We start from the raw sequence: 26,114 nt of genomic DNA, 5'->3' as shown, positions 1-26,114 counted from the left end.
TTCTGCCGACGGACCTTCGCGTGCCATCCCTGACCATGGCCAAACCCGTGAACCGAGTCCCCGGCCCGGACCTGCTTCCCGGCGGCTCCTGGTACGGGCCCGAGTGGGACGGCTTTCGGGTATCGGCGGTGGTCACGGAGACGGGCCTGACGCTGTGGTCCTGTCAGGGCAAAGACCTGAACGGGTGGTTCGCTGACCTGGCTGCTGTCCTTACGAAGCAGGTCCCGACCGGGTGCGTGATCGACGGCGAGGCGCTCATCTGCCCTCAAGCCGGTCCCCCACCGCGACACCTTCCGCCCGCCACCTGGCGTGGTTGCCGGTGATCCTCTCGAGTCAGTGCCGGCCGAGGTGGGCTGCGTCTTTCCAGACACCATCTGCCGGCATTTCGAGCCGATCGGTCATACCCTTCCGCCATTCCGGGGTCTCAACCGGTTCCCCCCAGTAGTCCGTGATGTGGGTGACCGTCCCGTCGACGAGTTCTCCAATCGTGACGTTGCGGTAGAGGCGTCCGTCGCCGTAGTTGCAGGTCCATTCGACGACGATGGTGGTGCCCATTCGGTGGCGGCGGCCGATTTCCAGGGTGAGTTCGGGGAAGTTGCCTTCGACGTCTGCGATGAGTTGGCGGCCCCGGACGATTTCGCGCATCTGCGGCCATTGGCGGACGGCGTTCTCATGGAGGGGAGCGCCGAGGAGGTATTCGACGCGGGTGGCTCCGTTGTAGTCATCAGTGGCACTGTCGGTCATGCTGGGGTTCCTTCGGTCATGGTGAGTGAGCGCCGGAGCAATGCGGTGGCGTAGCTGCGGTCCGGTGCCCATCCTTGTCCGCGCTGACGAACCTCGTCAATGGTCGGTGCCTCGTTGAGGGTCCAGGCGCGGGCGATTGCACGGCGAACGCCGATGTCGCCGGCAGGCAGGATGTCCTGCCGATGCAACTGGTGGATCAGGAACATTTCCGCCGACCAGAGGCCAACCCCGGTGACGGCGGTCAGGGCTGTGACTGCTTCCGCGTCGCTGAGGTCGTCCATGTGCTGGATCTCGAGTTGTCCTGATCGTACCCGGCCTGCGAGGTCGAGGATGTAGCGGGCTTTGGCGGTGGAAAGCCCGAAGCCTCTGAGCCGCTCGGGACCGAGTGCGATGACGGTGTCCGGGTCAGGGATTCCACCGGTGGCGGCGGCGATCCGGTCGTAGAGGGTATAGGCGACGGTGATGGAGATTTGCTGGCCGACGATGTGGAGCGTCATTGCGGCGAAGTTGCTGGTGCCCGTGCGTCCTCCGTCGTTCCACACGAAGGGGTCCGGGGTGCCGTGGGTTTCGATCATCGCCGCCAGCACCGGGTCGTTGGCGGCGAGGGCGGAATACGCGGCCACCCGCTTCTCGTTTCCGTCTGTGCCAGTCATTGTGGTCACCAGAGCTCGGCTTCGGGGCGGGGTCCGCGGCGTTCGTCGGCGGCGATCGCGTGGTCATTAATCGACGCCTCCCGGCGGCTCATCAGCCCCAACGGGGTGAATTCCCACAGCTCGTTGCCGTAGCTGCGCCACCACTGCCCTGCAGTGTCGTGCCACTCGTACTGGAATCGGACGGCGATGCGGTTGTCGCGGAAACCCCAGAACTCGACTATCTGCTCCCGACCGGTCACGAAGGTGTCACGGTTCCGCCACACCGAATCGGGGGTGTATGCGAGGGCGACCTCTTCCCGGTCGCCGGTGTTCCATGCGTCTTCGGCGGCCCGCACCTTTTGCAGCGCGGTGTCCGTCTCGAACGGTGGGAGCGGTGGGCGTGTCTCGGTCATCTGATTCTGCTTTCAGGTGATTGCGGGGTTGCGAGGATAGAAGTGGTGTTCGGTTTGCCTGATGCCGGGCAGGTGACCGGCCACGAGACGTTCGGTGTGGAAGTGGGCTCGACGCCCGGTGTGCCCGTCATCACCGGCTTCGCCGCGGTGATCCCACTCGATGCTGGCAATCCCGGACAGTTGCAGTGTCCGGCCGCTGTCAAAGTCCACGAACAGGAGCGCTGCCGTGGGGTCGATAGTGAGGTTCCCGAAGCTGTTGAACATATTGTTGCCGGGGTAGTCCGGCCACCACACGTCGTTGCTTTCCAGGCGGACGAACCCAGCAGGTCCGCCGCGGTGTGAGGCGTCCTTTCCGCGGGTCGGATGGGCGGTGCCGAGGAAGAAGGTGTCGGCCGATCTGATCTGGGCAGCATCCTCTCCCGAGAGTTCTACATCGCTGCGCGGCTCTTCCAAGTCCGGTCGACTCCCCGGGTTAGGGGCAAGGTTGCGTTGTTGGATGTATTGCGGGCAGTTGCCGTACGCCTGTTCAACCTCCACGGTCAGGCCGTCATTGTCGGAGCCGGTGAGGGTGCCGTTGATGCGCAAGCGGCGCCCGGCCGCGAATTCCATCACCACCAAGCCCACCGGTTGACCTGCGGGTGCCGCGTCCAGCGGGTCACCGTGTGCCACGTTCGTTCGGATGCGCAGTGTCGTCGGGGAGGTGACCGTCAGGAACCCGGGTTCCCCGATCAGGGGCGAGCTCCACAGGCTCCCGGCATCATCTCGTGCGGTGATGACCGCGAAGGTTCGGTCGGCGAGGAACCCGGCGACTCCGCCGCGCAGCCCGACGGGTGCAAGCATCCCTGTCAGACGTTCGGCATCCGCCCGAACACCCGCTCGTCGCTGCACGGTCAGCTCACCGTCGTGGAATCCCCAGTCGGCGAGCTGACCATTCTGCATGTTCATCTGATTCTCCTGCGGTTACGCCGATTGCTCGACGCGTTCGTGGAAGAAGCGGGTGATGTTGTCGGCGATGTACTCGACGTGGTCCTCAACGGCGAAGTGGCCGGCGTCGAGGCGGTGCAGTTCGGCGTCGGGCAGATCGCGAAGGTAAGCCTCTCCTCCCGCGGGGGTGAAGAACACGTCACCTTGGCCCCAGAAGATAATCGTGCGCGGCTGGTTGTCGCGCAGCGCCTTCTGCCACGTCGGGTACAGCGGCGGGTTGGTTTTGTAGTCCTCCAGCAGGTCGAGCTGAGCCTCCCGGCGACCGGGCAGGTCGAGGAACGCAACGTCCACGGTCCAGTTATCCGGGGAGATGAGTTCCGGGTCGGGGTGGCCGCCGAGGTAGATGGACTTGATGCCCTCGGTGGTCAGGAAGGGGCGCAGCGCGTCCTCGGTCTCGGTGTTGCGGTCTGTCCAGAGCTTGAACCGGATGCCGTCCCAGACCTCGGTGAAGCCCTCGTCATAGGCGTTGCTGTTCTGCACGATCTGCCACTGCAGCCACTCGGGGTGACGGCCGACGATGCGGTTGCCGATCGGTCCGCCGTAGTCCTGGTGGTAGAGGCCGAAGGAAGTGAATCCGATCTGGATCAGCCACTTCTCGATCACCTCGGACAGGTTCTCGAAGGTGTAGTCGAATCCGGCCGGGGACGTGGTGTTTCCGAATCCGGGATAGTCCGGAGAGACGACGTGGAAGCCACGGGCGGCGAGGCCAGGGATGAGATCCCGCCACTGGTGGGAGGACGACGGGAACCCGCCGAACAGCACGATCTTGGGGGCGCCAGGTTCCCCGGCCTCCCTGTAGAACACGTTGTGGCCGTCAATGTTGGCCGAACGGTACCTCACAGTCATGATGACTCCTCATCTCTAACGCGTAATACATGAATAATCCGTTAGAAGTTCTATCACATCCACCTAACGGATGCAATAGAAATTACCCGTGATAAGTTGGTGGCATGACTAGATCAGCGCGTACGTGGGTCCTCCCGGAGGAACCCGTCTCTGTCCGCTTGATGGGAACGATCTGGGCCGACACTGACGGCCTCCACGATGACCTCGAGACGGCATCCGGCCTCGATGCTTGGATGAAAGCCGTTGGCGTCGACCAGGGAACGGCCTCCGCCACATCCAATGAGCTGGCAGAAGCCCGCGCACTCCGTGACTCCCTCCGGCGGCTCGCCGCCATCCAAACCGAGGACACTCGTCCCACCGCCGTCTCCCACATGACAGACGCCTCTCGGGCGGTCGATGTTCTCAACACTGCCGCCAGGCGTCTGCCTATTCCACAGCTCCAAATCCAAAACAACGCGTTCCGTCGAACCAGCACCGCGACCACCGCCGTGCCCGCCGCCCTGGCTGGCATCGCAACCGAAGCCGTCAACCTGTTCGGCGGCCCGGACGCACAAAAACTTCGTGCGTGCCAGGCCCCCGGCTGTGTCCTCTACTTCGTCAAGACCCACCACCGCCGTGAGTGGTGCTCCATCGCCTGCGGGAATCGTGCCCGCGCCGCACGCCACTACCACCGCATCCGCCAGACCACCCCGCAGGACTAACCATCGACAGCCCGGGTGTGGACGCCACCGGCTGCGACTCGTCTAGGGACGTGCTTCGTCCCCTTGAGTCTTGATGGCGGGTTTCGCGGAGGCTCCTGACGGGACCGGGAGTGTTCGCAGTCTGGACCCTGCCGTGCCGTTGCCATATCGTTGGGGAACCGAGCAAAGTTGACCGGCGGAGCTCCGTATCGGAGGTACATGATGGGAATCATCTCGTCTGGATTTCATGGAAAAAGGCGGACCGGCAATCCAGCGCTACCCCCCGGGCAATACGAGACGGGAAGCTTTCCCGTGCTGACAGCAGGCCCGGCACCTTATGTCTCCCCGGCGGACTGGGAATTCTTCATTACAACCGAGACGGGGCAGCACCGCACTTGGTCCTGGGATGATCTTATGGCGCTCCCGCAGGCTGATATCCGCTCGGACATTCACTGCGTGACCAGTTGGTCCAAGCTGGGCACCTCGTGGCGCGGGGTGTCCCTGGACACCTTGTTCGAGGATGTGGAGACAACGTCTGAGTTCACGACGGCCCACTCCTACGGCGGCTACACGACCAACGTACCGCTACAGGACCTTCTCGACGGCCAGGCATGGGTGGCCTGGGAATTCGACGGCGAACCTCTGGAACGGGCCCACGGCGGACCTGCGCGCCTGCTGATACCCCACTTGTACTTCTGGAAGAGTGCAAAGTGGATCAATGGCCTCGAACTGATGCCGCACGATGTTCCCGGCTTCTGGGAATCCAACGGGTACCACATCTACGGCGACCCGTGGCGCGAGGAGCGCTACTCATGAGGCAGGACATATGAGCACCCTGTGGCGTGTCGCCGACGTCGTCAGTGGCGTTCCCGAAACGGAATCATCCCGAACCATCGGGTTGCGCGTGGACGGTCTGAACGGCAATCTTGCCGGCCAGCACATCGATATCCGGCTCACGGCGGACGACGGCTACACCGCAGTTCGGTCCTACTCCGTGGCAACAGCCGGCATGGACGAAATCCTGGAAATCACGGTCGACGAATTGGCCAACGGAGAGGTCTCCCCTTATCTGGTCAGAGACCTGATGGTCGGAGACCAGTTGGAGATCCGCGGCCCCGTCGGCGGCTGGTTCGTCTGGCGGCCGACGGACCCGAACCCGGTTCAGTTGATCGCCGGAGGATCCGGCATCGTCCCGCTCATGTCCATGATCCGTGCCCATGAGGCCTCCGAGAATCCTTCACCCTTCCGATTGCTGTACTCGCTCAAATCCCCGGAGTCGGGGTTTTATCGGGAGGAACTGCTCACCTTGGGCCAGGAATCCCCCAAGCTCGCCGTCGACTATTTCTACACACGCAAAGTGCCCGAGGGCTGGCCCACCACTCCGAAACGGCTCACCGCTGAAACGCTGCTGGCAAGCATCCTGCCAACGGACGCTGCCCCCGACATCTTCATCTGTGGTCAGACAGTATTTGTCGAAACGGTCACCGAATGGCTGGTGGAGGCGGGCTATCCGGCCGCCTCCATCAAAACCGAACGCTTCGGCGGAACAGGAGGAATCCGGTGACTGGCAACAACGGCTCGGCTTCCCCTGGCCCTGAGGACCCGCGCCTCGAGGACCAGGACATCGCCGGAACCGCTGGCAATCCAATACCTCATCTTGACGGAAACGCGGTTGCGGGACCGCTGTGGGAACTGTTCCGCATTGACATCGTTGCAGCAATCGGTCGGTGCAAGAACTGTGGAGCCGTCCGGGTCTTCGGGGAAGCAACGGTCTATGCCGACGCCCCGGGAATCGTTGTACGCTGCAGTTCCTGTGACGGCGTCCTGCTGCGACTCGTAGAGACTCCCACTAAATATTGGCTCGATGTCAGCGGACTCAGCTATCTGCAGATCGACCGGGAGCGCTAGCGCGTACCTCTTGGAAGGCTTCCCTTCAGTCGTCCTGAGATAGCGGGGCGGCCGGGTGAGGAGGGCCAGGATCGCCGACGTCACTACAACGGCCGCGAAGTCGGCGGTCAGGTGGATTCAGAGCGCAGTGCCGTTGTACATGGTCACACGGACGTTCAGCAGCGCCGCGTCCAGGAGCGCTGTGACGGCAGCCTTTTGTCGCCGATGGCCGGCAAGAAGCAGCAGTGACGGAACGGCGTACCAGGCCACGCTGGCCGGGCCCATCGCGTTGATCTGGGTGATCACGGCCGTGCTCCCCGGAATGATGCTGACGAGCGGTTCGATGAACATCGCAGCGCAATGAAGGATCAGGCCGCTGAGACGGGCCGCTGTCAGGCCGAGGTCCCCGCGGTGAGTCGGGTTGCCAGACTTTTCGGGGCAGCCCCGGACGCGTCCGATGTAATGGACATTCTTCGATTGCGCGTCCAAGGATGCGCGATGGCCACGGCGCATGTTTCCGGTCAGATGGGGCCGCCGTCCGCGGGGATATCCGCCTGCGAGTCACTCCTGCTGCTCGTGGCGCTGCGTTGAGGCACGCCACGACGGGCGTGCTTCATGTAACAGAATGACATCATTCCCCGAGCTACCCATCCGGAGGGGTGGTCGATGTCGAAGTACTCCTGACAGACAGCCTCCGGCCCACGCAGAAATGCATTGCCCGATCCACGGTCGCGAGGGCTGGCCCACATCGATCCACAAGTTATAGGAGTACTCCCATGCGTACATCAATCAAGACTTTCCTGGGCGTCGCGGCTGCCGGTTCGCTCATGTTCTCCCTCGCCGCGTGCGGCCCGGCCAACAATGCCTCCAGTGCGCCGGCCTCCTCATCCGCTTCGGCGGCGGCCGAGATGCCCAAGCCGCTGGCCTCCATCCCGGCGCTGACCGGGACGTCCACCGCGGTGAAGCTGGACTCCTCCTTCGCCGAGGCTTTGAAGACCCTGAAGCTCACCCCCGGCGTGATCGGCACCGCGCAGCTGACCGACGGGTCGCTCGTGTTCCCGATCACCGGCGGCAAGGTCGATTACTACGACCCCGCCAAGGACTACCGCCCCTACGTCCAGGGCCTGATCAACCACGCCGGCTCCGGCTTCTCCCTGACCTCCGGGGACACCAAGGTTGATCTGACCAACTTCACGATCGACCCTGGCACCTCCAAGCTCTACGGCGACGTCGCGGTCAACGGCACGGTTGCCGCAAAGCAGGCCTACATCTTCAACCTGGACGGCTCCACCCTGAAGCCGCTGGCAAAGTCCGGGGACACCGCCATCCTTGAAGGCACCCGCGTCCTGGTCTCTGACACCGCTGCTGGCCTGCTGAACAAGACCTTCAAGACCGACGCCGTGAAGGCCGACATGCTCGTTGGCATCGCCAAGATCACCGTCAACACCAAGTAATTCCTCCGAAATAACCTGCCGGATGGATTGTTCTGCACCGGCGGGAAGTGCCGCGGCTCCTCCCTTGGGGGTCCGCGGCACTTTTCCGTCCGCATACCGTAAGGATTTCGGGGCGCGGCGGCGCTGCCGGATCCGTAGCCTTGAAGGGTGTTTGAAATGACCGGATCCATGGTTGATGTAGTGTTGCCGTGCCTGAACGAACGGGGCGCCCTGCCCTGGGTTCTGTCGCGCCTGCCGGACGGGTACCGGGCCATCGTCGTGGACAACGGTTCCACGGACGGGTCCGGCGAGCTCGCGCAGAGCCTCGGGGCGACCGTGGTCCGGGAGGACCGGCGGGGTTTCGGGGCGGCCGCCCATGCCGGGCTGCTCGCTGCGACGGCGGAATTCGTGGCCTTCTGTGACTGCGACGGTTCACTGGATCCGGCGCAGCTCCCGGCGCTCCTCGCCCCCGTGATGGACGGAAGCGCGGATCTGGTGCTGGGCAGCCGCCAGCCGCAGCCCGGCTCGTGGCCCCTGCACGCCCGCATCGCCAACCGCGTGCTGGCATCGCGGATCCGCCGCCTGACCGGGGAACACGTGACCGACCTTGGACCGATGCGGGCAGCACGCCGCGAAGGGCTGGTTTCCCTGGGCCTGGCGGACCGGCGCAGCGGCTACCCCCTGGAAATGTTCCTCAAAGCGAGCCTTCGCCGTTGGCGGATCGCGGAGATCCCCGTGCCGTATGCCCCGCGTACCGGCAAATCGAAAGTCACCGGGACCATCCGCGGAACGATTACCGCGGTGAACGACATGTCTGCCCAGCTCAGGGCGGCAAAGTCGTTGCTGCCGTCGGGACCGGTCCGGATGACCGGCCGCCGCGAAGAACGTATATGAGGACAAGCATGGACCTGACAGTGGCGGTCATCGCCAAAGAGTGCGTGCCGGGACGGGTCAAGACCCGGCTCAGTCCGCCGCTGCCACCCGAAGGCGCGGCTCAACTGGCGCAGTTGAGCCTCAGCCGCACCCTGGGTTCGGTGCGCAGCCTCCCGGCCGGCCGCCGGCTGCTGGTGATCGACGGCACGCCCACCGCGTGGGACGCCGCCGGATTCACGGTTCTGCCGCAGGCATCCGGAGGCCTGGATGAGCGGCTGGCCGCCATCTGCGACGCCGTCAGCGGTCCACTGCTCATCATCGGCATGGACACCCCGCAATTCTCCGCGGACCATCTGGCGCCACTGCTCAATGACTGGTCAGCTGCGCACGCCCGGCACCAAGCCTGGATCGGCCCGGCAACCGATGGCGGTTTCTGGGCACTGGCGCTGCGCCGGCCGGACGGAAACCTGATCCGGGGCGTTCCAATGTCCACGACGACAACCGGGGCCTCGCAGCTCGCCCGGCTCACCGCGGCCGGGCTCAACGTCGGAATGCTCCCGGAACTGCGCGATATGGACCACTTCAGTGACGCCCTGCAGATCGCGGCCGAGATTCCGGACAGCGCGTTCGCCGAAGCGGTGGCCGAAACCGCCGCCCGGGTGCCGCGCCCCCGGCAAGAAGCGGAGGCACTCCTGTGATGTCCACTGCCGTGGCACCCGCCGCCTCTTTCGGCCAGGGCGAAAGCGAGCCCTACACCCGTGCCCTGCAGACCGGCACCGGAACCCTCACCCTCCGTCCGGAAAGCGATTACCATCCTGCCGAGCCGGTGAACTTCGATGTCAGCACCTGGTGCGAGGATGCCAGCACGGCGGAGCTGTCGCTGCTGCAGAGCCTTCGGGGCCCGGTCCTCGACGTTGGGTGCGGCCCGGGACGGCTCCTGGCTGCCGCCCGGCCGCTCGGCCTGGCCGCCCTGGGCATCGACACCAGCGCCGAAGCGGTCCGGCTGGCCCGCGGCCGCGGTACCCGCGCCCTCGAACAGTCAATTTTCGCCCCGGTACCGCAGTCCGGGCAGTGGCAGTCCGTCATCCTGCTCGACGGCAACATCGGAATCGGAGGAAGCGTCACGGCCCTGCTCGGCCGGTGCCGGCAACTCATTGCCCCGACCGGCACGCTGCTGGTCGAAGTGGAAGCCGACGAATACATCGACACCGCCTACTCGGCCGTGCTCGAAGACGAGCGGGGAAACCGCAGCGAGGCGTTCGCCTGGGCGCGGACCGGCACGGCCGGCCTGGTATCCCGGGCGCAGGCCGGCGGCTGGGCTGTCACCGCCATCCGGCGCCTTCAGGGCCGCGTTTTTTGTTCCCTCTCGCCCCTGCCGGGCCCGGCCCGTTCGATCCCGTAAACAAGGACGGCGGCCAGGCCGGCCAGAACCACCCAGAACCAGAGCAGGTGGGCGGCGTAGTCCCCTTCCAGGGCGCTGGTATTGCGGGCCACGGACTGGGCCTTCAGCAAAATCCCCGCGATCACGGTCACCACGACCCCGGTCATCAGGGCGCCGCGCAGCACCGCGGCAGACGCCGGACGAAGCCCCGACCCCAGCCGGGTGAGGCCCCCGCCGGCCGCGGTGGACACCGGCACGATGACGCCGTCGTGCAAAAGGACGGCCACCGCCATCCACACCAGGAGCCCGAGCAGCTGCGGGGGTCCAAGCTGGGTCGGCAGGCCCAGGAGCCCGTATCCGGCCAGCGCCGCACCCGCGGCGCCCAGGACGATTCTCCAGATCTTCACAGCATTTCCGGCCCCTGCGGGTTTTGCGGCTTTCGCCGGCATCTCGGGTTTCACAGGACCTCCACGGTGTGCAGCCACTTTGTTTGCAGGACGCCGGGGCGTCCGGGGGCGATGATGCGGGCCGGATACCCGTGGTCCAGATCGAGCGTCTGTCCGTTCAGTTCCAGGGCCACCAGGGTCCGTTCGTCCTGTGCGTACGTTGCGTGCATGTCCATCGTCCGGTACGCGCCCTCCGGTTCGAGGCTTGTGACCCGGAGCGAGGAGGACGGCGGCGCGCCGACTAAGGCGACCAGGTCCCGGATACGCACGCCCCGCCAGGTGGCCGTCTGGCTCCAGCCCTCAACACAGGCGATGGGAAGTTCGTGCTCATACTGGGGCAGAGCCTGGAGCTCCGCGAGGCTCAGGCTGCGGTGGGTGTCCTGATGGCTCACGGTGAGCGTCCAGTCCTTTGCCCCGGCCAGGTCGGCGACCTTGGCGTCGGCGGCGGTGCGGTTCACCGGGACGGACTGCGGGCCGGTTCCCATCTTCCGCGGTGCAAAGAGGTTGAACGGGTCCAGCCAGGAGAAGGACTGTCCGGCCGTCGTGAGCACGACGGCGCCCGTGGTGACGCCGACGGCGGCCAGGAAGGCCCGCCGGGACCAGCGGCCAGGCTCCGGGGGTGCCCCGCCGTCGTCGGTCACCGGTGCCGGGGAACCGGCACCGGCCCCGGTCCCCGACCGGGCACGCCAATGCTCGATGATCAATGGAAGTTTCACGGCGATGTGGAGCAGCAGCGACCCCCAGATCACCCAGGCCAGCCAGTAGTGGGTTTGACGGAAGGGGAAAGGCCACGGGTACCACTTATAGGTGTTAATCAGGCCCGTTGTCAGCTGCAGCAGCGAAGAGGCGATGAACAAGGCAATGGATGCCCGCTCCAGGCCGTGCGCCGCGGATTTCACCGGCGGCCACTTCAGCAGTTCGGGATAGACCGACCACAGTTTTGCCAGCAGCAACGGAATGGCAGCGATGCCCGTGGTGACGTGGATTCCCTGCGTCAGCTGATAGATCCAGACGGGGCTGGTGGGGAAGAACATCCAGGACGGCGGCTCCTGCAGCCCGTGACTGAAGAGCCCGGTCAGGAAACAGATGGTGAAGCTGAGCCCCAACCAGCGCCCCAGGACCACGGTGAGCCGGGTGCTGCGCGTGGGCGAGGCGAACCTGGCGGCCAAAGCGTTGGTGAGCTTTTCCATAGCTCGATCACACCACCTTTTCAGCCCCCTGAGGTGCCGTCAGACCTTACGATTCGCGGAAGACCTCCTGTCGGATGCAAGTGCGGCGCCGGAGATGGGGCAGGATCGGAGAGTGAGCGTCAGTGCAATAGAACCCAACCGGACAACCGGCACCACCATCAAGGTCTTCGTGCTCCTTCCGCTCGTGTTCCTCACCAGTGCGGCCCTGCTGTGGTGGATGGTGGTCCCCGGAAACCCGCTCGAAACGGCGCAGATTATCGCCACCTGCCTGTCATGGCTGGCCCTCATCGCGGCTGTCGGCCTGCTGCGGCACGTTCCGCGGCGTCAGGTGGGTGCCGTCATCATCGCCGGAACGGTCCTGCTCGGCCTCGTTGCCGTGAGCGCCCCGCCCCGGACCAGCAACGATTCGGCCAGGTATGCGTGGGACGGTATCGTCCAAAAAGCCGGAATCTCCCCCTACTCCTATGTGCCCATCGATGAAACGCTCAGCAGGCTTCGCCCCGGCTGGTTGTTCGCCCCGGGTTCCACGGGCCCCGACGGCAAGCCCGTGTGTGCCAGGGACCTGTTCGGAACGGAATCCGTCGCCGCATCCGGTTATCCTTCCGGGGACCCGCTGTGCACGGCGATCAACCGTCCGCACGTGCCCACGATCTACCCGCCCACGGCCGAACTGTACTTTCTGGGCGTCCGCGCCACCGTCCCGGACACGGTCGGATATCTGCCGCTGCAGCTGGGCGGCCTGCTGATCAGTGTCGCGGTTTCCCTGATGCTGCTCCGCTGCTCGCTGGCCAGCCGCGGATCACCCCCGCACCTGGCCGCCGTGTGGGCGTGGAGCCCGTTCGTGCAGCTCGAAGCGGTCAACAACGCGCACGTCGATGTGCTGGGCGGAGCGTTGATCCTTGCCGCCGGGATGCTGCTTCTGGGCGGCAAGCCGATCCGCTCGGGGGCGTCCTTCGGTGCCGCGGTTGCAACGAAACTCATTCCGGTCGTTGCCGCCCCCGCGCTGCTGTGGCGGCGCCCGGCCAGCTTCATCACGGCGGCGCTGGCCACGTTCGTGTTGCTCTACGTTCCCTACGTGGCGATCGCGGGGGCCGGTGTCCTGGGCTTTTTGCCCGGCTATCTCAAGGAGGAGAACTACAGCCAGAGCGGCGGCATCCGCTTCGGCCTGGCACAGCTAGTTTCCGCAGGCCCCTGGCCTCCGGTGCTCAGCGCCGCGGCCCTGGCCGTCGTCGCCCTGGCCGTGCTGCGGCACACCCGTGCGGCGAACGTCTGGGAACAGCAGACCGTCATGATCGGGCTGACGTTGCTCATTGTCAGCCCCAATTACCCCTGGTACGGGCTCATGCTGCTGCCGTTCATCGTTCTGAGCCGGCGGTGGGAGTACGTGGGGGTGATCCTCGCCCTCGACGTCATCTACATGGTCCCTGCCGGCCCCTGGAGCGAGCTACTCAACCAGTGCGCCCTGCTCCTGGCTGCCGCGGCCATCGCCGGAGGCACCTGGCTGCGGCGCCGCGACGAGCTGCGGCTGGCTGCCCTCACCGGACTCATGACCGGGGCGCCGGACCCCGCGGCCTTGTGACGGGCACAAGGCCTGCATCTATCGAAACCGACGAAATGGCAGGATTGCACCATGGACACACCACTTCCTTGGACCGCGCACGCACGCATCGGCATCATCGGCGGTTCGGGCACCTACCAGCTCCCTGGGGCGGTTGTGCGCGCGACCCTCGACGTCCGGACCCCCTACGGGCCGCCGTCGGGTCCTGTGACCCTGGCCGACGTGGGCGGGCGAACCGTGGCGTTCCTTCCCCGTCACGGCGGCGACCACTCCCTTCCGCCGCAGAAGATCAACTACCGGGCCAACCTCTGGGCGCTCAAGAGCCTCGGCGTCCGGGCAGTGCTTTCCTCCTCGGCGGTGGGCGGGCTGCGGGAAGGCTTTGGTCCTGAGAGCTTCGTCGTGACCGACCAGTTGATCGACCGCACCTGGGGACGCGCCGATACCTTTTACGACGGCACGGTGGCCGACGGCGTCCCCCCGGCCGGCGTTCAGCATCTGCCGGCCTCGGAACCGTTCTGCCCGACACTGCGTTCGCATCTGGAGGCAGCGCTAGCGGCACGGGGTCTCCCCTACGCCCCGCAAGGAACGGTGGTGGTGATCAACGGACCCCGTTTTTCCACGAAGGCCGAGTCGCAGTGGTACGTCAGCGGCGGTGCCGACATCATCAGCATGACCCAATACCCCGAACCCGTGCTGGCCGCGGAGTTGAACATGGGCTTTGCCAATCTGGCCTTCGTCACGGATTCGGACACCGGTCACGACGGCTCGGACCCGGTGACCGCCGAGGCCGTCTTTGCCCGGCTGAAGAAGGCCCAGCGCGGCATCCTGGCCGTGCTGGAGGACACCATCGCGGCGATCAGCGAGGACTACGCCCCCCGCCGGCTGATGGATCGAACCGCCGTCGCCAGGATCATGGCACTCCCGGCCGCACGCGAGTCCGTGTCCGCCCGGTGAGGCTCCTCGTCACCGGCGGTGCCGGGTTCATCGGTTCGCATATCGTCGACGCCGCCCTTGCCAGGGGATGGTCGGTCCGGGTCCTGGACTCCCTGGACCCGGGCCTCCACCCGGGGCCGCCGGCCCTTGACCCGCGGGTGGAACTGCTGACCGGCGATCTCACGGACCCGGACACGGCGGACCGTGCACTCGAGGGGATCGACACCGTCTGCCACCAGGCGGCGAAGGTCGGGCTCGGCGTCAGCTTCGCCGACGCGCCGGACTACATCCGAAACAACGACTACGCCACCGCTGTCCTGCTCGCCTCCATGGAACGTCTTGGCATCCCCCGGCTGGTCCTTGCTTCCTCGATGGTGGTCTACGGCGAGGGGGCCTACACCGACTCTGAAACCGGCGTCGCGGTCAGACCAGGACCGCGCGCCGAGGCCGATCTGCGCACCGGGATCTACGACCCCCGCAACCCGGTGTCCGGCGCGATTCTCAATCCGGCCATGGTCACCGAGGACGCGCCCCTGGATCCGCGGAACGTCTACGCGGCATCAAAAGTCAGCCAGGAGCATCTCGCCGCCGCATGGGCGCGCAGCACCGGCGGCGCGGCGATCGCCCTGCGCTACCACAACGTCTACGGTCCCCGGATGCCCCGCGACACACCCTACGCCGGCGTCGCCTCGCTGTTCCGCTCCGCCCTGGCCCGCGGTGAGGCACCCCGGGTCTTCGAAGACGGCGCCCAGCGCCGCAGCTTCATACACGTCAGGGACGTCGCCACCGCGAACATCGCCGCCGCCCTGGCGCTGTCCGCGGGTGGCGTTGCCGCATTCCGGGCCTACAACGTCGGCGCCTCCGAGGTGCACACCATCGGCGATGTTGCCGCGGCTCTAAGTAAGTTCAGTGCCGGACCTGCCCCGATCGTGACCGGCGAATACAGGCTGGGGGACGTCCGCCACATCACCGCGTCCTCGGAGCGGATCAAGGCCGAACTCGGATGGGAACCGACCGTTGGCTTTGAATCAGGCATGCGTGAATTTGCCACAGCTCCCCTGCGCGGCGAACCCGGCTGACACGTGCCTGTGTCGCGATATGCCGCTTCAGGGGGCCCAACCTCGACTGACGAGGCACTTTCAGACTCTGTGAGGCTGTTGGTGCGGCGCCATTAGCGATGTGGATACACCCGGCCGCAGTTGAGGGGTCCGGGCCGGGATCCAGCGTGAGGCTTCCCCTGATCGCCGTCGGGGACGCCGGCTCCCGCATTCGCCCGGACGGCGCGGCAGGTCGGCTGTGAGACTACATCTCGCCGAGCTCGAAGATCTCCAGGGTGAACTTTCCGTTCCCGTCGGACAGGAACGGATGGCCGTCGGCCAGTGCCTTGGCCCCCGCGAGGCTTTCTGCTTCCACGATCGAGTAGCCGTTCAGGTCCGAGGCTTCCACCACGGCGCCGTCGTCCACCAGAGCGGTGCGGGACGGCGCGAACGGCGCACCCGCCTCGAGCAGGGCCGGACCGATTTTCTCCATCCAGGCGCCCCAGGCGGCCATCTGCGCCGCCGACTGCTCCGAGGTGAACTGGTCCACCGGTGTGGCCGGACCCTTGTAGAGATAGATGAACTTGCTCATGACATGTCCTTTCATCGTTGTTCGCTGTTCGTAAGGCCTGGCGCTGGGCTTCGGCCTGCCCTGCCGGCGTGAATCAAACCGGGCAGGGCTTCCTCGGGGCGGGCCGTGCCGTGCGCGCACGCACGGCGGTCAGGCAGCCTCCAGGATCTGTTTCAGCTTGGCGAGGTCTTTCTGCATCGCGCGGCGCATCACCGGTGCCATGACGAGGTTCACGACGGCGGAGAATCCCGCCGGCTTGCCGGTGTTGCGCAGTGCCATGCGGGTAGAGGAGCGGTCCGCGTCCGCCCAGGTGTAGGTGGTCTGCATGGGGAACGGGCCCTGGGCTGTCTGCATGACCAGCCTCGCGCCCGGGTCCAGCTCCGTGAATTCGTACACGTAGTCCAGGTCCCGGCCCAGGAAGTGGGCCCGGAAAGCCACCCGGGATCCGACCGTCAGGGGCCGCGCGGTTTCCCAGTCGACCGCCTTGATGTTGGTATACCACTCGGGGGCATTCTCGGGGTCGGAGGCATAGCTGGCCACAACCGCGCGCGGCCGGTGGATGACAATCTCTGTCAGTACGTCAACCATTGTCTTCTCCTTCTGCCGGGGAAGGCGAAGCATCAGATCCCGGCGACTTCGCGGCCGGTGAACGCGATGAGACGCTCCATGCTCGCCGCCGACTCATCGACCAGCGCCTCCTCCGCGAAGGTGGCCCCGCGCATCCGGGGACTGATGGTGTTCCGGGCGAGGCCCAGCACGTAGTCCGAGAGTACCGGCGAGACCGCGAGTTCCTGCCCGGTGGCCGCGGCAAAGTCCCAGGCGTGCACCAGCAGTTCCAGGTTCAGGATGTTTGCGACCAGCGTCGCGGGGAGCTCCGCGAAGCCCATGTCCAGGCTTCCTTCGAGGCCGCGGGCACGGAAGGCCTCCAGGGTGATCTGCGAGGCCACGGCGATCCGGACTTCCGGCGACGCCGTCGGCCTGTCCGGAACGGTAACGCCAAGCGCCGTGCCGATCGATGCAATCGATCCGAAGAGATGGTCCAGCAGACCGTCAACGGTGAAGTCCTCGCAGGGCGTGCGGGCGTCCATGTCCGAGTCCTTGAGTCCTTGCAGGACGCGTTGGGCCACGGCGAGGGAGGCTTCGGCGCTGGCGAGTTCGTCGATGGGGTCCGGTGCTGCCGACCATTCGTCGGGGCCGGCATCGCCGGTCGTGGCCAGCAGCACGAGGCGCTCCAGGAAGTGGTTCCAGCCCTCGGCGTGGCCGACTTCCTGCTCCGTTGTCAGCCCTTCGTGGATCAGCTGGACGGTCGTTCCGCCGTCGACAGCTTCCAGGTTCACGGTCACGGTGGAGGCACCGGGCGGTAACTGGGCGTCACCTTCCCAGCCCCAGGTGTAGACGACTCGCTTTCCGGGCTCGATTTCCGTGAAAGTCCCCCTCGCCGCATGCCCGGGGGTGATGGTCCAGCGGTAGTCACCGCCGACGCGCAGGTCCACCCTGGCCGCCACGGTTTTCCAGCGGCGGAGCCTCTCGGGCTCGGTGATGAGCGCGAAGGCCGCGTCCGGATCGACCGGGAGGAAGACAGTTTTGTTGAATGACATCAGATTTTCCCTTGCGATGTGGGTGGGTGGAGCCGGCCGGCGTCAGCCACCAGCAGATCCAGTTCGTTGGTCCAGAAGGAGTCAAATTCTTCACGCAGCCGGACCATTCCTGCCGCGTCCAGGCTGTAGTACCTGTTCCTGCCGTCCTTCCGGGCCGACACCAGCCCCACTTCGGACAGCAGCAGCAGATGCTGGGAAATTGCCGACCGGCTGACCGCGAAATGCCCGGACAGCTCCGTCACGGTCCTCTCTCCCTCAGCCAGGAGCCGAAGCAGTGCCCGCCTGTTTGGTTCCGCGGCAACTTCCAGAAGATCAGGCACAACTAATACGTTAGTCGGCACTAACGTATTATGCAAGCGGTCTTCCCGGGCGCTCTCGGTAACAGGCGCGTGAACGCCGACGCCGCAGGGGCCAACCTCGATGGTCTTGGCGGCACGGCTTTGAAGGGTGCTTGAGGCCCGCTGGTGGAGGCCCCGAAACCCACTGCAGCGGGGCGGCCCTAACCTGCTCCGCATCGGACGGGTCGGGGTGGTGGGCACAAGCTCCGGCCCGACGTACTGTGTGGACATCATCAACCGCCGAAATCGGCGGGCACAGGGAACCATTGAAGGGTAAGCCATGGCCCACGCCGAGAACGAGACGACCATCAGCCGTTCACCGGAGGACGTCTACGCGTTCCTCGCGGACGGACTGAATAACCCCAAATGGCGTTCAGGGATTCAGGACATCGCCCTGAAGAGCGGAACACCCGGGGCATTGGGGGCCGTCTACAGCCAGACCCTCGCCGGCCCCGGCGGCCGGCCCATCGCCGGTGACTACGAAATCACCACCGCGAACCCGGGACAACGCCTAAGCTTCCAGGTGGTAGCGGGGCCGGCCAGGCCGTCCGGCGAGTACCACCTCAGCGCGGCGCCCGGTGGAACGAAGGTCCGGTTCACCCTGGACCTGCAACCCAAAGGACTCATGAAGATCGCAGGGCCGATGATCGCCCGCGCGATGCAGACCGAGGTCGCGCAACTGACCAACCTCAAGAGCATTCTCGAAGCCGCATAGCCTAAGCAACCACTGCTCGCCGTCGTCCTCGCAGGGACCGTGGACCCCGGGCTGATGCGACCGTGCCGGTTCGTCAGCGGAAGCGGCTGGCCGCGTTTTCTCCTGCAGACACCGGCCAGCAGCGTCACTAACCGGCCGTTCGAATGCAGGCAATTTTGGCTGGTTTGTTCCGTTCGGGGCGATGTCCTCCGGCGGCGCGTATGCATTTGACTCGGTAGATGGGGAAGTTGCAGAAGCCCAAAAAACAATCCGAAAGTCAGGCGGCCCCGAGGACACCCGGCAGTTCCGCGCACGGACACTGATTCATTCCGCCCTCTCCTGACCGGATGTCGCTCTGGCTGAATGTATGCGACGGGATGGTTCCACTCCGGTCCAGGCCCTGCTGGATGAGGCATTCGCAATCATCAACCGTTGAGGCATTTGTGGCAGCTGGACGCCACCGAGTACGTCCTCACCGGTGGCCGTAAATGCGTGATCTTCCAGCTCATCGATCACCACTCCCGGTGGTAACGCAGGGCATCACCACCGCGCACGGGGTGCCGCAAAAACTGCTCACCGACAACGGGGCCGTGGTGATCCCTTCACGGCGGTGCCATCAAGGTTAATTCGTCACGTACATCACCTCTCCGGGCTGCTTGATGAGGGCCTTGACCGCTTCCGGCTGACGGCACAGACTGACACTGCCCGGGGCGGTGGGCCGAGGCCGCACGTGAAAGGACGGAAGACATGAACGCAACCAGCAGGTTCTTGATCGTCGCCGGTGTGGACGGTTCCGAACACTCCCTGGCGGCTCTTCGCTGGGCTGTGGATGAGGCGCGTCTTCGGCACGGCAATGTGCGGGCCGTCACTGCCTGGCACTACCCTCCTGTGCCGTCAACGCTGGAGGACAGCGGCAGCAACGACTCCTTTCACGCCGCTGAACGTGTCCAGGCCGACGCGCTGACGGCCGTCGCTGCTGAGGGCGTGGACATCGAGGGAACGCTCGTTAGGGATACCGCCGCCACCGCTTTGCTGGATGCAGCCAAAGATGCGGACCTCCTTGTCGTCGGATCCCGGGGCCACGGAGGGTTCGCCGGGCTGCGACTCGGATCAGTCTCGAGCCAGGTCGTGCACCACGCCCCCTGTCCCGTTCTGGTTGTCCGTCCCAGGAACGGTACCTGAGTCCTGACGCCGCCCCCCGTTCCGATCCCGAATTCTGACGCATGCAACCCTCCGGGGGAACGCGGATGATTCCGATGCTCACGCTCGCCTTTGCGGTACTGCTTCTGCTGGGCGTCCTCATCTCCGAACGCGCCAGCCGGACGGTACTTTCCACCGCAGTGTTGTTTCTTCTCGGCGGCTTCGTCCTGGGCCAGGGCGTCCTTGGGGTTGTCCCCATAGCGCCCGGCGATCCGGTCGTCGGGGTTCTGGCCCAGCTGGCACTGTTCTCGGTCCTGTATACGGACGGCATGAAAGTGGGGCTGTCCGACCTTAGGAAGGCGTGGCGTTTGCCCGGCCGGGCGCTGCTGCTCGGCCTGCCCCTGACACTGCTGGTCACCGCGCTGCTGGCCCATTACGTGGTGGGGCTTCCCTGGCTTCAGTGCTTCCTGATCGGTGCCGTGCTGGCCCCGACCGATCCCGTGTTCGCGGCCGCCATTGTGGGGCGTAAGGAAGTCCCGGGCCGGTTGCGCCACCTCCTGAACGTGGAGTCTGGACTCAACGACGGGCTGGCCCTGCCTGTAGTTCTCGTGCTACTGGCCGTTGGGGGTGGAACGGACGTCGGCCTTGGGGTTCTGGCCGGAGAAATCTTCCTTGGCCTGCTGATCGGTGTCCTGGTCCCGCTGATTGTCATCTGGCTGGAGCGGCTTCCCTTTTTGATGGCAACGAAAGGGCTGCAACCGCTGGTGGCTGTCTCCATCGGCCTGCTCGTCCTTGCCATCTGCCTGGTGACCGGGGCCAACCTCTTCCTCGCAGCGTTCGCGGCAGGCATCACGGTCGCTACCGCAGGACCGGGCTTTCGGGACGAATTCGAGCAGTTCGGGGAACTGGTCTCCGAACTGCTCAAGCTCGCCGCCATCCTGGTCTTTGGTGCTTTGATCACGCCCACCTTCCTGTTCGGTGAAATCGCCTGGTCGGGGTGGGTCTTCGCAGTACTGGCCATCGTCATCGCCCGGCCGCTGGCCCTGCTGGTGTCATTCCTCGGCACGCGGCTGCCCGTCAAGGAACAGCTCGCGGCCATGTGGTTCGGTCCCAAAGGGTTCGCGTCCGTGGTTTATGGGCTTCTCGTCCTCGAATCAGGCGTGGAGCGCTCCGATGAGCTTTTTCATCTCGTGGCCCTGGTCATTGTGCTCTCCATCCTGGCCCATTCCTCGACCGACGTCCTCGTCGCCCGGCAGTTCGAGAATCCGGGACCCCGTACGCCGCAGTAGCCTGCCATGGTTCACGAGATCCGGGGGCGGGCGGGTCTGGACGGCCAGGCCGCGCAGGCTTGCCCGCAGTTTCGCCCGGCGGCCCGGCGCCGGCGCCGACGCAGCATTTCGCGACCTTCTGAGCGGCAAGCTCCCGGCGGATGTTGAGCCGTTCGTTTGCCGGCGGTCCTCCACCGCTACTTGACAGTCGGGTTTACTTTGCGATTCTGCCCAGGATCTGGCGGGCCACGAGCCGGTCGATTCCCGGCAGGTGGGTGGCCCGGATGATCCACCGGCGCAGGAGGCGCTGGGCCCGGTTGGCGGGGAGGAAGGAAGATGCGGTGCGCCTCCCGGCTGCCTGGGCCTCCTCGACGAGGGGTCTCCAGCGGCGCTCATATTCGGCGAGGGCAGGACTGATTCCCCCAGGTGAGGCCACGGGTCCCAGGAAGTCCCCGAGCAGAGCGGCGCCGGCGATGGCGAGCGAGCCGCCTTGGCCGGCGAGGAGCGACACGGCGCCGCAGGCGTCCCCCACGAGGACGGTGCGCCCCCGCTGCCAGCCGGGCATGACGATTTGTGCGACGACATCGTCGTACGGATGCTCGGGGCACAGTTCCAGCAGCCGGTCGATCGCGTGGCCGAGCCCGGCGAACTCGCGGCGCAGCCGTTCCCGCGGGCTCCCGGAACGCTGGTGTCCTGGGGAGCCGGTGGAATCCCGGTAGACCATGAACGTCGCGACCTCGTCCGAACGGAGGCTGTAGAGCCCGGCCATCCGGTTGATGCTGTCGGTGAGGACGAACCGGTTCCGGAAGCGGGCATTCAGGAGCGGTTCGGTCACGATGAAGGCGGCGGCACGCATGCCCAAAGGGCGCAGGTACTCCTCCTCGGGGCCGAACACCTGGGCTCGCACCCCGGAATGGATGCCATCAGCGCCAACCAGTACATCCGCGGCGACCGTCATGTCCGGTGGGCCGCCGACGGTGACCCGCACGCCGTCCTCATCACTCCATACCCGGGACACCGACGCCCCGTAGCTGACTTGCACCCGGCCGGGGGGCACGTCGTCGAGCGCAGCGAGGGCGGCGCGCTCCATGTCCGGGCGCAGCAGACTCAGGACCTTCCCGCCGGCAAGCCTGGCGAACCGGTCGTAGTCGAGGCTGGAGGTGGGGTGTCCTGTTGCATCGACGTACTCGGCTGCCTCGACGTGGTACGCCACTGCTGCGAGCCGCGGGTAGAGGCCGATCCGCTCCGCGGCCTCCACTCCGGGACCAAAGAAGTCCATCATGTAACCCTCGGGGCGCGGAGCAGGAGATTTCTCCAGGAGTTCAACGTCCCAGCCGGCCAAGCCCAGCTGGCGGGCCGCGACAAGGCCCGCGATGCCTGCCCCGACAACCACTGCCTTCATGTCCTGCCTCCACCGATCAGATCGGCGGGCCGCCGGAACCCTGCCGGGAGTGCAGGAGTCCTGGCGGCACCCGCCGGCTCATTCCCGGCGCATTCCTCGCTGGCTGTCCAGCGCTCACCACTCCCCGTCGGACGCCTGGAATTCTGTTTCCTGGAGAACACCCGATAACGCTGGGCCAAGGCCATGTGTTTGGTGGCAGGGATAGCAGCACAATCCTGACGTTTTATGTCTACTCGGCCATTTGTCATCGGGCTGGCGTTTCGAGCGTCGGTGCCGGCGGACGGCCGAAGGCGCTTGTTTTGAATCGGGGTGCGGCTGCGTCCATGAAACGTCCCCATTGGCCGCCGGCGAGGTCGGCGCCGTCGACGCCGGCGTAGTAACGCCCGTTGATGGTGATGTTTTGGTTGACCCATTGCGGGCCGGTGCCTTTGTAGCTGCCGAACCAGGATGCGGTGGCGATCCCGGCGGTGGCGCCCACGGTCCAGGTCATGGTGTTTCCGTCGGTGGTACCGGTTTTGGCGAAGATGTCGTAGCCGGTTTTGTTGACCGGGATGTTGTAGCCGGATCCACGTGTCAGGACGTTTTTGAGCGCGTAGGTCACCCCTGCGGCGACGCCGGGGTCAATGCTTTGGTGGCAGTCCGGCCCGGGGACCGGGAGCGCGCTTCCGTGGCTGTCGGTGATGGAAACGAGCGCCCTGGGTGCGCAGTAGGTTCCTCCGCTGGCAAAGGTCGCGAAGGCGTTGGCCATGGTCACCGGGGCGACATCGACGGAGCCGATGAGGTTGGAGATGTTGGAGAAGTCGTAGGGCTTGTTCGTGTGTCCATCCGTAATGCCGGCCGCCGTCGTCATTTTCTGGACATCGCAGAGGTCCAGGAGGCTGGCGGACTGGAACGTAATGGTGTTGATGGACTGGTACAGCCCCTGCAGGACGCTCATCGGGTAGTAGTGGTTGGGGTCGTCGTTGGGCAGTAGGTGAGTTCCGGTCGCCGGGTCATAGGCGCCCGTGGTGGTGCCGCAGGAGTTCGTCCAGGGGAAACCCGGCGGGTAGTCCCGGACGGCCCCGTTCAGGACGGTGTTCATGGATTTTCCGGCGTTGAGCCATTGGGCGAAAATGAACGGTTTGATGGTGGACCCGATCTGGAACCCGCCGGCTCCGTCCAGCGGATGGCCGTTGGCGTCGGTGGCGGGGAGCGCGAAGTTGCCCATGTAGTTCCCCGGCGCGGGCGCCGGGTTGTAGGCAGTGTTCTGCGCTATGGTCAGGATTTTGCCGGTGCCGGGTTCGATGCTGACCAGTGCCGCCCCGCGCTGCAGCGGGTCGGTACCCGCGATGGTGGCGTTGACCTGATCCTGGGCGACCCGCTGCAGCCCTGGGTCCAGGGTGGTCCTGATGGTCAGGCCGCCGCGGTAGAGGACGTTGCGCCGCGCATCCTCATCGGCGCCGTAGGCCGGATCGTTGAGGATCAGCCGTTGGACATAGTCGCAGAAGTACGGGGCCGTGACGGCGGCCATGCAGCCTTGCCGGGCCGGATGAACGTTTAGCCCGATCGGGCTCTTGATCGCGCTGTCATGCGCTGCGGCCGTGATTTTTCCCTGCTCGAGCATTTTGTGCAGCACGATATTGCGCCGCCCGATGGCATGCGCGGGCTCGGTCACGGGGTCGAAGTAGGCCGGGTTGTTGATGACGCCGGCGAGGGTGGCGGCCTGGGGCAGGCTCAGGTCCTTGGCATGGACGCCAAAGTAATACTCCGCGGCCGCCTCGATCCCGTAGACGTTGTGGTTGAAGTAGATGATGTTCAGGTAGCCCTGGAGGATCTGGTCTTTGGAATACGTCTTTTCCAGGGCGATGGCGAGTTTCATCTCCCTGATTTTGTCCCCGACCGTTTTGGCGGCTCCGAGTTTGACCTGGTCCGGGTGCCCGGCGGCGATGTGGGACTGGATGATGACGTTGTTCACGTACTGCTGGGTGATCGTCGAGGCGCCCTGGCGTCCGCCGCCCGCGGTGGCCGCCAGCGCCCTGAGGATTCCGGTCGGGTCGATGCCGCCGTGCTCGTAGAACCGGGCGTCCTCGATCGCGACGATGCCATTCCGGATGGACGGCGACATCTGATCCAGTGCCACGCTGTCCCGGTTCTGGCTGAAGAAGGTGGCGATGACGGATCCGTCGCTGGCCAGGACCGTGGTGGCCTGGGCGGGAGTGTCGATTTTCAGCTCGTCGGGGAGTTTTCTGATAAATCCGGCTGAGAACCCTGCCGCCGAACCGGCCACCGCGGCGGCGGGAATCATCAGCCCCGCCACCATGACCCCGCACACCGCCCCGACGAAGAGAAGGAGGAGCAACCGTCCCACGGCAGTCCCGGGATGAGCCATTGAGATGATCCTTCACTGTCGGGGACATTATCTTGAGTGCTGTCGGCGCCCGCCGGTGCGCCGGCGGGAACAGTAATTTAGAGCGTCAGCGCAGGAGACCCGCGATGTATGCCCTCACGCAATATATGTATTATAGCAAGTATGAATTCTGTAAGTTCCTTCATTCCCGGGCGGTCGCGGCGTGGACGCTAGAACCGTCCACCGCCGCGACGCTGCCATCGAGGGCACCCTCACCGCCTCGCGCGCCCTTCTGGGCGTAATAGCCAGGTCGCTGGCTCCGGTGATGGACACCGTCACGCTGCCCCAGTTCCGGGTCCTCGTGGTGCTCTCCAATTTCGGGCCGCTGCGCATGGGTGAAGTGGCCCAACGCCTGGGAGCGAACCAGTCCAGTTTCAGCCGCTTCGCGGACAGGATGGTCGCCGGCGGCCTGATCGCGCGCTCGGCCAGTCCCGGCAGCCGGCGAGAAGTCATCGTCTCACTGACCGAGGAGGGCTCCCGGGTCTACACCGAGGTCACGGACGCGCGCAGGCGCGAGATTTCCCGGGTACTGGAGACGTTGTCGGGACCGGATCTTGACGCGGTCCGGACCGGTTTTGAAGTTTTTGCCAGGGCCGCGGGCGAACCGTCCGCGGACGAGACCCTCATCCTGGGGATCTAGGGGTGGCGCCGGGCACCAGCCTGCCGGTCCCGGGTGCCGGAGATCCTGGCGTGATGATGAGCGGGCCGATGTGGATGCCGGTCCAGCCGCCGACCCTGGCGCGTGTCCTGGCCTGGCACCCCCAGCCCGTTCCGCTCCTGCCTGTGCTTGTCCTCGTCCTGCTCGGGTTGTACGGCTGCGGCGTCGTTGTTCTCCACCGCCGCGGCATCAGGTGGCCCGTATCCCGGAGCATCTGGTGGCTTCTGGGCCTGGGCATCATCCTGGCCGTCACCGCGACCGGGATCGAGGGCTACGGCATGGAACTCTTCAGCATCCACATGATCCAGCACATGGTCCTGAACATGCTCGCCCCGGTATTCCTGGTCCTCGGGGCGCCGATAACACTGCTGCTGCGCGCACTGCCGAGCGGCACCGGCCGCCGCGGCCGCCTGCGGCGAGCAGTGCTGCGGGTCATCCAGTCGCACCCGGCCGCATTCCTGGCGCATCCGGCGGTGGCCTTTGGCCTGTTCATCATGAGCCTGTATGGCCTGTATTTCACCCCGGCCTTTGACGACCTCATGGGCACCTGGTGGGGGCACAACCTGATGCTCGTGCACTTCCTGGCCATCGGGTTCCTCTACTTCTGGGGAATCCTCGGCGTCGACCCCTCCCCCAGGACCCCCGCCCGGGGACTCCGGCGCCTCGCGGGCCCCGTCCTGCCCGTGCTCGAACTGGCCGCCACCGCGCCGTTCCACGCCTTTTTCGGCGTCGTCGTCATGATGTCCACCGCGCTGATGGTCAAGTTCTACTCCCGGCCCGTGCCCGGCTGGCACATCTCCCCGCTGGCCGATCAGGCCGCCGGCGGCGGAATCGCCTGGGGATTCACCGAGCTTCCAACCCTGCTCGTCCTCGGCGCGCTCGTGGTGAAATGGCAGAAATCGGACCAGCGCGCAACCCGCGCCGCCGAGCGGCGCACGGCCCGGGACGGCGGCGACACGAACCTGTCGGACTACAACGCCTACCTGCAATCGCTTCACCGCCAGCCCGGATCCAGGCACTGA

General features: G+C 65.9%; 30 protein-coding genes and 1 pseudogene. 17 read left to right on the top strand and 14 right to left on the bottom strand.

The genetic code is table 11. From position 1 onward, the window contains the following. Positions 1-333 precede the first annotated feature (333 nt). The 5 genes from LDO15_RS09385 to LDO15_RS09365 are packed head-to-tail and all read right to left on the bottom strand — an operon-like array spanning position 334 to position 3,619. Positions 334-744, bottom strand: a complete 411-nt coding sequence (locus LDO15_RS09385; protein ID WP_223986321.1) for a hypothetical protein — start codon at positions 742-744, stop codon at positions 334-336. After that, positions 741-1,397, bottom strand: coding sequence for a hypothetical protein (locus tag LDO15_RS09380; protein WP_223986318.1), 657 nt, complete (start codon positions 1,395-1,397; stop codon positions 741-743). The genes LDO15_RS09385 and LDO15_RS09380 overlap by 4 nt, the downstream gene beginning before the upstream one ends. Positions 1,398-1,402: 5 nt before the next feature. After that, positions 1,403-1,789 (bottom strand): DUF1348 family protein, encoded by a 387-nt coding sequence (locus LDO15_RS09375; protein ID WP_223986315.1) that lies wholly within the window; start codon positions 1,787-1,789, stop codon positions 1,403-1,405. A 12-nt stretch (positions 1,790-1,801) separates the two neighbouring features. Continuing rightward, positions 1,802-2,734, bottom strand: coding sequence for a pyridoxamine 5'-phosphate oxidase family protein (locus LDO15_RS09370; protein WP_223986312.1), 933 nt, complete (start codon positions 2,732-2,734; stop codon positions 1,802-1,804). Positions 2,735-2,749: 15 nt separating this feature from the next. Further along, positions 2,750-3,619 (bottom strand): alpha/beta hydrolase, encoded by an 870-nt coding sequence (locus LDO15_RS09365; RefSeq protein WP_223986309.1) that lies wholly within the window; start codon positions 3,617-3,619, stop codon positions 2,750-2,752. A 104-nt stretch (positions 3,620-3,723) separates the two neighbouring features. On the opposite strand from LDO15_RS09365, the gene LDO15_RS09360 reads away from it, so the two are divergent. The 4 genes from LDO15_RS09360 to LDO15_RS09345 all read left to right on the top strand — a co-directional run bounded on the left by LDO15_RS09360 (position 3,724) and on the right by LDO15_RS09345 (position 6,207). After that, positions 3,724-4,320: an ABATE domain-containing protein gene (locus tag LDO15_RS09360; protein WP_223986306.1), complete on the top strand. Its 597-nt coding sequence runs from the start codon at positions 3,724-3,726 to the stop codon at positions 4,318-4,320. Between the two features lie 201 nt (positions 4,321-4,521). Then, the gene (locus LDO15_RS09355; protein WP_223987238.1) at positions 4,522-5,115 is read left to right on the top strand and encodes a sulfite oxidase-like oxidoreductase; all 594 of its coding nucleotides are present in this window, start codon (positions 4,522-4,524) and stop codon (positions 5,113-5,115) included. 10 nt (positions 5,116-5,125) lie between these two features. After that, entirely contained in the window at positions 5,126-5,863 is a 738-nt protein-coding gene (locus LDO15_RS09350) for an FAD-binding oxidoreductase (protein WP_223986304.1), read from the top strand. Then, the gene (locus LDO15_RS09345) at positions 5,860-6,207 is read left to right on the top strand and encodes a DUF6510 family protein (RefSeq protein ID WP_223986303.1); all 348 of its coding nucleotides are present in this window, start codon (positions 5,860-5,862) and stop codon (positions 6,205-6,207) included. The genes LDO15_RS09350 and LDO15_RS09345 overlap by 4 nt, the downstream gene beginning before the upstream one ends. Positions 6,208-6,324: 117 nt before the next feature. Here LDO15_RS09345 and LDO15_RS09340 read toward each other — a convergent pair whose 3' ends face one another. After that, positions 6,325-6,537, bottom strand: coding sequence for a hypothetical protein (locus LDO15_RS09340; RefSeq protein ID WP_223986301.1), 213 nt, complete (start codon positions 6,535-6,537; stop codon positions 6,325-6,327). Positions 6,538-6,962: 425 nt separating this feature from the next. On the opposite strand from LDO15_RS09340, the gene LDO15_RS09335 reads away from it, so the two are divergent. From LDO15_RS09335 to LDO15_RS09320, 4 genes are all read left to right on the top strand, one after another. Continuing rightward, positions 6,963-7,640: a hypothetical protein gene (locus tag LDO15_RS09335; protein ID WP_223986299.1), complete on the top strand. Its 678-nt coding sequence runs from the start codon at positions 6,963-6,965 to the stop codon at positions 7,638-7,640. A gap of 168 nt (positions 7,641-7,808) precedes the next feature. After that, complete coding sequence (locus LDO15_RS09330) at positions 7,809-8,513, top strand: glycosyltransferase family 2 protein (protein ID WP_223986297.1); 705 nt, start codon at positions 7,809-7,811, stop codon at positions 8,511-8,513. Between the two features lie 8 nt (positions 8,514-8,521). Next, complete coding sequence (locus LDO15_RS09325) at positions 8,522-9,190, top strand: DUF2064 domain-containing protein (protein ID WP_223986295.1); 669 nt, start codon at positions 8,522-8,524, stop codon at positions 9,188-9,190. Next, positions 9,190-9,894 (top strand): methyltransferase domain-containing protein, encoded by a 705-nt coding sequence (locus tag LDO15_RS09320; protein WP_223987236.1) that lies wholly within the window; start codon positions 9,190-9,192, stop codon positions 9,892-9,894. The genes LDO15_RS09325 and LDO15_RS09320 overlap by 1 nt, the downstream gene beginning before the upstream one ends. On the opposite strand, the gene LDO15_RS09315 is transcribed toward LDO15_RS09320, so the two are convergent. Continuing rightward, positions 9,834-10,280, bottom strand: coding sequence for a hypothetical protein (locus LDO15_RS09315; RefSeq protein ID WP_223986293.1), 447 nt, complete (start codon positions 10,278-10,280; stop codon positions 9,834-9,836). The two genes, LDO15_RS09320 and LDO15_RS09315, sit on opposite strands and share 61 nt — an antisense overlap. A 50-nt stretch (positions 10,281-10,330) precedes the next feature. Next, the gene (locus LDO15_RS09310; protein WP_223986291.1) at positions 10,331-11,509 is read right to left on the bottom strand and encodes a molybdopterin-dependent oxidoreductase; all 1,179 of its coding nucleotides are present in this window, start codon (positions 11,507-11,509) and stop codon (positions 10,331-10,333) included. Between the two features lie 112 nt (positions 11,510-11,621). Here LDO15_RS09310 and LDO15_RS09305 point away from each other — a divergent pair, with 112 nt between their 5' ends. The 3 genes from LDO15_RS09305 to LDO15_RS09295 are packed head-to-tail and all read left to right on the top strand — an operon-like array spanning position 11,622 to position 15,079. After that, on the top strand, positions 11,622-13,088 hold the full coding sequence (locus tag LDO15_RS09305; protein WP_223986287.1) for a glycosyltransferase family 87 protein: 1,467 nt from the start codon (positions 11,622-11,624) through the stop codon (positions 13,086-13,088). A 51-nt stretch (positions 13,089-13,139) separates the two neighbouring features. Then, positions 13,140-14,021, top strand: coding sequence for an MTAP family purine nucleoside phosphorylase (locus LDO15_RS09300; protein ID WP_223986284.1), 882 nt, complete (start codon positions 13,140-13,142; stop codon positions 14,019-14,021). Continuing rightward, positions 14,018-15,079 carry an NAD-dependent epimerase/dehydratase family protein gene (locus tag LDO15_RS09295; RefSeq protein WP_223986281.1) on the top strand — a complete coding sequence of 354 codons (1,062 nt, stop codon included), beginning with the start codon at positions 14,018-14,020 and terminating at the stop codon, positions 15,077-15,079. The genes LDO15_RS09300 and LDO15_RS09295 overlap by 4 nt, the downstream gene beginning before the upstream one ends. 223 nt (positions 15,080-15,302) lie before the next feature. Here LDO15_RS09295 and LDO15_RS09290 read toward each other — a convergent pair whose 3' ends face one another. From LDO15_RS09290 to LDO15_RS09275, 4 genes are all read right to left on the bottom strand, one after another. Beyond that, positions 15,303-15,629, bottom strand: coding sequence for a YciI family protein (locus LDO15_RS09290; RefSeq protein WP_223986278.1), 327 nt, complete (start codon positions 15,627-15,629; stop codon positions 15,303-15,305). Positions 15,630-15,758: 129 nt separating this feature from the next. Beyond that, positions 15,759-16,196, bottom strand: a complete 438-nt coding sequence (locus LDO15_RS09285; protein ID WP_223986276.1) for an SRPBCC family protein — start codon at positions 16,194-16,196, stop codon at positions 15,759-15,761. A gap of 32 nt (positions 16,197-16,228) precedes the next feature. Then, complete coding sequence (locus LDO15_RS09280; protein ID WP_223986274.1) at positions 16,229-17,206, bottom strand: TIGR03086 family metal-binding protein; 978 nt, start codon at positions 17,204-17,206, stop codon at positions 16,229-16,231. Next, entirely contained in the window at positions 17,206-17,721 is a 516-nt protein-coding gene (locus tag LDO15_RS09275) for a metalloregulator ArsR/SmtB family transcription factor (RefSeq protein ID WP_223987234.1), read from the bottom strand. The genes LDO15_RS09280 and LDO15_RS09275 overlap by 1 nt, the downstream gene beginning before the upstream one ends. Before the next feature lie 103 nt (positions 17,722-17,824). Here LDO15_RS09275 and LDO15_RS09270 point away from each other — a divergent pair, with 103 nt between their 5' ends. The 4 genes and pseudogenes from LDO15_RS09270 (at position 17,825) to LDO15_RS09255 (ending at position 20,667) form a co-directional block, all read left to right on the top strand. Then, positions 17,825-18,259: an SRPBCC family protein gene (locus LDO15_RS09270; RefSeq protein WP_223986272.1), complete on the top strand. Its 435-nt coding sequence runs from the start codon at positions 17,825-17,827 to the stop codon at positions 18,257-18,259. A 423-nt stretch (positions 18,260-18,682) separates the two neighbouring features. Next, positions 18,683-18,861, top strand: a pseudogene (locus LDO15_RS09265) (IS481 family transposase); the annotation flags it as partial. 124 nt (positions 18,862-18,985) lie between these two features. Continuing rightward, on the top strand, positions 18,986-19,420 hold the full coding sequence (locus LDO15_RS09260; protein ID WP_223986270.1) for a universal stress protein: 435 nt from the start codon (positions 18,986-18,988) through the stop codon (positions 19,418-19,420). A 65-nt stretch (positions 19,421-19,485) separates the two neighbouring features. Continuing rightward, the gene (locus tag LDO15_RS09255; RefSeq protein WP_223986268.1) at positions 19,486-20,667 is read left to right on the top strand and encodes a cation:proton antiporter; all 1,182 of its coding nucleotides are present in this window, start codon (positions 19,486-19,488) and stop codon (positions 20,665-20,667) included. Positions 20,668-20,860: 193 nt separating this feature from the next. Here LDO15_RS09255 and LDO15_RS09250 read toward each other — a convergent pair whose 3' ends face one another. Continuing rightward, positions 20,861-22,048 (bottom strand): FAD-dependent monooxygenase, encoded by a 1,188-nt coding sequence (locus tag LDO15_RS09250; RefSeq protein WP_223986266.1) that lies wholly within the window; start codon positions 22,046-22,048, stop codon positions 20,861-20,863. Positions 22,049-22,292: 244 nt separating this feature from the next. Further along, entirely contained in the window at positions 22,293-24,416 is a 2,124-nt protein-coding gene (locus LDO15_RS09245; RefSeq protein ID WP_223986264.1) for a transglycosylase domain-containing protein, read from the bottom strand. Between the two features lie 181 nt (positions 24,417-24,597). Here LDO15_RS09245 and LDO15_RS09240 point away from each other — a divergent pair, with 181 nt between their 5' ends. Then, positions 24,598-25,074, top strand: coding sequence for a MarR family transcriptional regulator (locus tag LDO15_RS09240; RefSeq protein WP_223986262.1), 477 nt, complete (start codon positions 24,598-24,600; stop codon positions 25,072-25,074). 53 nt (positions 25,075-25,127) lie between these two features. Next, positions 25,128-26,114, top strand: a complete 987-nt coding sequence (locus tag LDO15_RS09235; RefSeq protein ID WP_223986259.1) for a cytochrome c oxidase assembly protein — start codon at positions 25,128-25,130, stop codon at positions 26,112-26,114.

Source organism: Arthrobacter sp. NicSoilB8 (assembly GCF_019977355.1).
Lineage (GTDB): Bacteria > Actinomycetota > Actinomycetes > Actinomycetales > Micrococcaceae > Arthrobacter.
This window is presented reverse-complemented; position numbering and strand designations above follow the sequence as displayed.

What these genes read in the sequence shown, in the direction of transcription:
- LDO15_RS09385 (WP_223986321.1), bottom strand. Translation starts at nt 744, where the DNA reads ATGACCGACAGTGCCACTGATGACTACAACGGAGCCACCCGCGTCGAA.
- LDO15_RS09380 (WP_223986318.1), bottom strand. Translation starts at nt 1,397, where the DNA reads ATGACTGGCACAGACGGAAACGAGAAGCGGGTGGCCGCGTATTCCGCC.
- LDO15_RS09375 (WP_223986315.1), bottom strand. Translation starts at nt 1,789, where the DNA reads ATGACCGAGACACGCCCACCGCTCCCACCGTTCGAGACGGACACCGCG.
- LDO15_RS09370 (WP_223986312.1), bottom strand. Translation starts at nt 2,734, where the DNA reads ATGAACATGCAGAATGGTCAGCTCGCCGACTGGGGATTCCACGACGGT.
- LDO15_RS09365 (WP_223986309.1), bottom strand. Translation starts at nt 3,619, where the DNA reads ATGACTGTGAGGTACCGTTCGGCCAACATTGACGGCCACAACGTGTTC.
- LDO15_RS09360 (WP_223986306.1), top strand. Translation starts at nt 3,724, where the DNA reads ATGACTAGATCAGCGCGTACGTGGGTCCTCCCGGAGGAACCCGTCTCT.
- LDO15_RS09355 (WP_223987238.1), top strand. Translation starts at nt 4,522, where the DNA reads ATGGGAATCATCTCGTCTGGATTTCATGGAAAAAGGCGGACCGGCAAT.
- LDO15_RS09350 (WP_223986304.1), top strand. Translation starts at nt 5,126, where the DNA reads ATGAGCACCCTGTGGCGTGTCGCCGACGTCGTCAGTGGCGTTCCCGAA.
- LDO15_RS09340 (WP_223986301.1), bottom strand. Translation starts at nt 6,537, where the DNA reads ATGTTCATCGAACCGCTCGTCAGCATCATTCCGGGGAGCACGGCCGTG.
- LDO15_RS09335 (WP_223986299.1), top strand. Translation starts at nt 6,963, where the DNA reads ATGCGTACATCAATCAAGACTTTCCTGGGCGTCGCGGCTGCCGGTTCG.
- LDO15_RS09330 (WP_223986297.1), top strand. Translation starts at nt 7,809, where the DNA reads ATGGTTGATGTAGTGTTGCCGTGCCTGAACGAACGGGGCGCCCTGCCC.
- LDO15_RS09325 (WP_223986295.1), top strand. Translation starts at nt 8,522, where the DNA reads ATGGACCTGACAGTGGCGGTCATCGCCAAAGAGTGCGTGCCGGGACGG.
- LDO15_RS09320 (WP_223987236.1), top strand. Translation starts at nt 9,190, where the DNA reads ATGTCCACTGCCGTGGCACCCGCCGCCTCTTTCGGCCAGGGCGAAAGC.
- LDO15_RS09310 (WP_223986291.1), bottom strand. Translation starts at nt 11,509, where the DNA reads ATGGAAAAGCTCACCAACGCTTTGGCCGCCAGGTTCGCCTCGCCCACG.
- LDO15_RS09300 (WP_223986284.1), top strand. Translation starts at nt 13,140, where the DNA reads ATGGACACACCACTTCCTTGGACCGCGCACGCACGCATCGGCATCATC.
- LDO15_RS09290 (WP_223986278.1), bottom strand. Translation starts at nt 15,629, where the DNA reads ATGAGCAAGTTCATCTATCTCTACAAGGGTCCGGCCACACCGGTGGAC.
- LDO15_RS09285 (WP_223986276.1), bottom strand. Translation starts at nt 16,196, where the DNA reads ATGGTTGACGTACTGACAGAGATTGTCATCCACCGGCCGCGCGCGGTT.
- LDO15_RS09280 (WP_223986274.1), bottom strand. Translation starts at nt 17,206, where the DNA reads ATGTCATTCAACAAAACTGTCTTCCTCCCGGTCGATCCGGACGCGGCC.
- LDO15_RS09275 (WP_223987234.1), bottom strand. Translation starts at nt 17,721, where the DNA reads ATGCGGAGCAGGTTAGGGCCGCCCCGCTGCAGTGGGTTTCGGGGCCTC.
- LDO15_RS09270 (WP_223986272.1), top strand. Translation starts at nt 17,825, where the DNA reads ATGGCCCACGCCGAGAACGAGACGACCATCAGCCGTTCACCGGAGGAC.
- LDO15_RS09260 (WP_223986270.1), top strand. Translation starts at nt 18,986, where the DNA reads ATGAACGCAACCAGCAGGTTCTTGATCGTCGCCGGTGTGGACGGTTCC.
- LDO15_RS09255 (WP_223986268.1), top strand. Translation starts at nt 19,486, where the DNA reads ATGATTCCGATGCTCACGCTCGCCTTTGCGGTACTGCTTCTGCTGGGC.
- LDO15_RS09250 (WP_223986266.1), bottom strand. Translation starts at nt 22,048, where the DNA reads ATGAAGGCAGTGGTTGTCGGGGCAGGCATCGCGGGCCTTGTCGCGGCC.
- LDO15_RS09245 (WP_223986264.1), bottom strand. Translation starts at nt 24,416, where the DNA reads ATGGCTCATCCCGGGACTGCCGTGGGACGGTTGCTCCTCCTTCTCTTC.
- LDO15_RS09235 (WP_223986259.1), top strand. Translation starts at nt 25,128, where the DNA reads ATGATGAGCGGGCCGATGTGGATGCCGGTCCAGCCGCCGACCCTGGCG.